Source organism: Intrasporangium sp. (genome assembly GCF_035280925.1).
GTDB lineage: Bacteria > Actinomycetota > Actinomycetes > Actinomycetales > Dermatophilaceae > Intrasporangium.
This window is the reverse complement of sequence record NZ_DATEEY010000022.1, coordinates 1-2550: the sequence shown is the minus strand read 5'-3', so window position 1 is coordinate 2550 and position 2550 is coordinate 1. Positions and strand designations below refer to the sequence as shown.

General features: G+C 69.2%; 3 protein-coding genes. 1 reads left to right on the top strand and 2 read right to left on the bottom strand.

The features are described 5' to 3' along the window. On the top strand, window positions 1-423 hold a 423-nt coding region (locus tag VJN29_RS02445), incomplete at its 5' end, for a class I SAM-dependent methyltransferase (RefSeq protein ID WP_324141926.1). A gap of 469 nt (window positions 424-892) precedes the next feature. Here the strand turns inward: VJN29_RS02445 and VJN29_RS02440 are convergent. Next, complete coding sequence (locus VJN29_RS02440; protein WP_324141924.1) at window positions 893-1663, bottom strand: LPXTG cell wall anchor domain-containing protein; 771 nt, start codon at window positions 1661-1663, stop codon at window positions 893-895. 496 nt (window positions 1664-2159) lie between these two features. Then, a partial coding sequence (locus VJN29_RS02435; RefSeq protein WP_324141922.1) for a DUF899 family protein occupies window positions 2160-2550 on the bottom strand: 391 nt, incomplete at its 5' end.

Below are 2550 nucleotides of genomic sequence, written 5' to 3'. Positions count from 1 at the left end.
GTCGACGGGTCACCTCGCATGGTCGAGGTGGCGCGGACACGAGCCGCGCACGACGAGGTCGACGCGACGTTCGACGTGCACGACGTCAGCGCACCGCTCCGCTTCGCGAACAACTCGCTCGGAGGTGTCCTCGCGGTCCTCGTCCTCCAGCACCTCCGGCATCCCGCGGCCTTCATCGCCGAGATCCGGCGCTGCCTCCGGCCGAGCGGGCACCTGTTGATCACCGCTCCCGCCCGCGACAGCAGGTCGCTCACGTCCCAGAACCTGTACTGGCGGCTGCGCGCAGCGTGCTACCACCTCGTGCCCGGCGTCGTCCGCTTCTGCGACACGAGCTCCCTCCCTCGTCTCGTCGAGGACCAGGGCCTGACCGTCGTCGAGTGCAACGGCGAGCCCGGTCGCGTGAGCGTGTTGGCTCGCGCATGACGTCGCTCGTCGAATGTGCCCTCCACCGCCGGGAGCGTGACACCTTCGGCACGTGAGGGACGCGCGGGCGGTCCTGGCGCGTGTTGCGGGGCGCGCGTTCTGGGCGATCCGAGCTATCTCGGGATGAGCGAGATCAAACAGACCGCTTGGAGCGATGGTCGATGACGGTGTAGGCGGGGGGCGATTCGTCCTCGCCGGGCGTGATGGCCGGCCAGGGCGGGCCACGTCACCGTCGACCCTCCGCCAGCGATCTCGGCGGTGCGGGCACGGGCCCTCGCCTGCACCTCCACGAGCAGGCAGTGCACGTCACGGTGTCGGCGCACAGCTCGCCCAAGCAAGCTGGCGAAGTGCGTCAGCCTCGCATCGCCCGGTACCGCCGGAATGGCATCGCTGCCGGTCCGGGATGACGCGAGGAGGCCGGGCCCTTGAAGGGCCCGGCCTCCCGGTTGAGCGGGGACTCCGTCAGGTTCTAGCGGTGACGGAGCTTCCGGGTGGCGGCGACAAGCGCGGTTCCACCGCAGAGCAGCGCCGCCCCGACAGCCAGCAGGGGGCCGCTGTTGTTGCCGGTCCGGGGCAGCTCGCCGCCGGGCTGGGTGGTCGGGGTCGTCCCGCCGAGCAGGGTCGTCGACGTCTCACCTGCGGCGGTGGTGCTCGTGGTGCCGTGCTCGGTGGTGGTCGTCGTGTCCATCTCGGTCGTCGACGTCGTCGACGTCTCGTGCTCGGTGGTGGTCGTCGTGTCCTTCTCAGTCGTCGACGTCGTCGTCGCCTGGTCCACGTCGTAGCAGAACGACAGGTGGCTCAGCCCGTAGAACTTGTCGTTCTGCGGGTTGACGGGTGCGTGCAGCCCCGTGTCCCCCGTGCTCTCCGGGTCGTAGACGTAGAGGAGGCCGCCCGGGCCGCCCTTGACGAACACCGCGTCCACACCGATGTTCGACTCCCAGTCGAACACCGGGCCATCGTCGGTTTCGGTGACATCGATCGTCACCGTCAGGGGGCCCTGAGTGTACGTGCCGCTCTCGACGGGCTCGATCTTGAACTCGACCCACTCGGCGCCCTCAGGCGCCAGATCACCACAGGTCGGGTTGCCTGCGACCACGCTGCTCGACGTCGTCGGTTCTGTCTGGGTGTTGGTCGCTCCGGCGTACCCGGGGAAGGCTCCGACGAGGAGCGCTCCTCCGGCCACCATCGCCCCCAGACCGAGCGCCAAACGCCCACGCTGGCTGCTGCTGCGTTCCTGCATCGCTCTCATCCACCTCTCGGGGCCTCATCGCCCATGCGTCCGCTCTCCGTTAGGCCGTCATCGCCGCGACGCCCCAAAGGGGTACGCGCTGGCGGCGCTTTTCTTGGCGCCCGTGACAGCACCTGATGCTCGTGGTTCTCGTTCCAGGTGGTGGGCGACGGTGACCCTAGGTTCCTTGGGGCGGTCGTGCGGGGCCGCATGGGTCGGATGTTGCAGACAGTCTGGGTGGTGGTGCGGCTGACGGTGCAGATGTCGCCGTCGCCGCGTCGACGACCGACGCATGGGCTACGGCGCGTTCTGCACCGACGAGGACGACATCGAGGTTCGGTGCGTCCTCGCCTTCTCCGTCTGGATGGGCAATCACTTCATGGCGGCCGAGCACGGGTCGCGAAGCCGCGCCCAGGTGGTCGAGCTGGCCGTGCGGTCACTGCTCGCGCCGCCGGCTGACCGGCAGCCTGGTCTGAGCGTTCTGCCGCATGCGCCGTCGTCGGGTACGTCAGGTGTCGTACTCGTCGGGGAAGCGCAGGCGAGGTCCGCCGACCTGGAGACCGAGCGGGGCCGCACGTCCCTTCGGCTGCTCCCACGGCTCCTGACGGCCGAGCGCGGTGAGGTCGAGGTACGGGATCCCGTAGTGGAACTCCTCGATGCCCCGGCCGAACGTCGAGTAGGTGTGGAACACCTCGTCGTCGACGCGGAGGAAGGCGCTGATGCCGGGGTAGTCACCTCGCATGCTCTCGGTGAACGGTGTTCCCGCCTCGGCCAGCTCGGCCTCGGATCGATGGAAGATCTGCACGGGCGCCACCCGGTCGTCGACGGTCGCGTGGAAGTCGTAGTTGAAGTCGCTGCCGGCGGACGAGTACCAGGGAAACGTCCAGCCCATGCGCTCG